Here is a 1,697-nt window from a genome sequence, read left to right as displayed (position 1 = left end):
GTGGCCTGCGCGTTCTGGCCGAAGGCCGCGCTGTTCTGACCGGACGCGACCGCGTTGTAGCCCACCGCGGTGGCGCCATCGGCCACGGCGTTGGCGCCAGCACCCAGGGCCGAAGCCCCGGTGCCGATGGCATTGCTGGCCTCGCCCGCGGCCAGGGCATCATCGCCTTCGACATAGGCCCCGGCATCGCTGGCCTCGCTGCCGCTGGCCTGGAAGTACTTGCTGGTGTTGTCGGCCACCTCGGCCACGGCGTTGAGCTGGTCCAGGTTCACCGCATCGGTGCCCTCGGTACCGGCGGCCACGTTGGTGATCTGGCGCTCGCTGCCGACATCGCCCACCGACACGGTGTTGTCGCGATCGGCGTAGGAGCTGGCGCCCAGCGCGACGCTGTTGGCCGCCTCGGCAATAGCGCTTTCGCCGATTGCCGTGGAGCTGACCGCATCGGCCCAGCTGTTCCAGCCCAGGGCCGTGGCGTAGTCGCCCAGCGCCCAGGCGCCGGCGCCGAAGGACGAGGCCCCCTCGCCGGAGGCTTCGGCCTGGATCAGGCCGAAGAAGGTCGTGCCGCCCACCGCAACGCTCTCCGCGCCCGTGGCCGTGGCGTATTCGCCCACCGCCACCGCACCGGCACCGGAAGCGTTAGCCACCGCGCCCAGCGCGGTGCCGTAGTCGCCGGCCGCCGTTGCGCCATAACCGAAGGCCGAGGAGAGCGTGCCGGAGGCCTCGCTGAAACTGCCGCTGGCGGTGCCGCCATCGGCCGCAGCGCTGGCCGAATAGCCTACCGCCGTAGCCTGCAGGCCTTCGGCGCTGGCGCCGGCGCCGAGCGCGGTGGAATAGGCAGCCGTGGCGGTGGCACCGGCGCCGAAGGCGCTGGCCCCGACTTCCGACGCCTCGGTCGTGCCGTCCAGCAGCACGTTGCCGTCCTCGTCCTCGACATACAGCGACCCGCCCACGGCGGTGGCCGAATCGGCCGCCGCCACCGCATTGACGCCGACGGCGGTGGCGTTGTCGGCCACCGAGGTCGCGCCACTGCCCAGCGCGGTGGCGCCGGTGCCGATGGCGTTGGCGGCGTTGCCCGCCGCGACGTTGTATTCGCCCTCGACATAGGCGCCGACATTGCTGCCCTCGCCACCGCTGGCCTGGAAATTCAGCGCGGTGCCTTCGGCCACCTCGGCCACGGCGTTGAGCTGGTCCAGGTTCACCGCGTCGGTGCCCTCGGTGCCGGCGGCCACGTTGGTGATCTGGCGCTCGCTGCCGACATCGCCGACCGACACGGTGTTGTCGCGCGTGGCCGTGGAGTTGGCGCCCAGCGCCACGCTGTTGTCGCCCAGGGCGGTGCTGTAGAAGCCCACCGCCGTGCTCAGCTCGCCGCTGGCCCAAGTCTCGGCGCCCAGTGCCGTGGCGCCATCGCCCGGTGCGTAGGAGAAGTAACCCACCGCGGTGGATTCGATGCCCTCGGCTGCCGCCAGCGTGCCGTTGGCCACGCTGTAGTCGCCTGTGGCCTGCGCGCCGCTGCCGAAGGCCGCCGAGGCCTCGCCGGTGGCTTCGGTGTTGACGAAAAAGCCCAGGCCCGGGATCAGGTCCACCGGACCGCCCACGGCCACACTGCTGGTGCCGCCAGCGGTGGTCTGGGTGCCGACCGCGGTGGCGTAGTCGCCGATGGCGTTGGCCACCGCACCGATGGCGGTGGACTGCGCGCC

At 72.3% G+C, this 1,697-nt stretch carries 1 protein-coding gene; it reads right to left on the bottom strand.

The window, feature by feature from the left end; genetic code table 11:
* On the bottom strand, positions 1 to 1,697 hold a 1,697-nt coding region (locus EPA99_RS18615; RefSeq protein ID WP_425479248.1), incomplete at both ends, for a YadA family autotransporter adhesin.

It is taken from the genome of Pseudoxanthomonas composti (assembly GCF_004122095.1).
Classification (GTDB): domain Bacteria; phylum Pseudomonadota; class Gammaproteobacteria; order Xanthomonadales; family Xanthomonadaceae; genus Pseudoxanthomonas_A; species Pseudoxanthomonas_A composti.
Note: the sequence above shows the minus strand (reverse complement) of the source record. Positions and strands in the feature narration are given on the sequence as shown.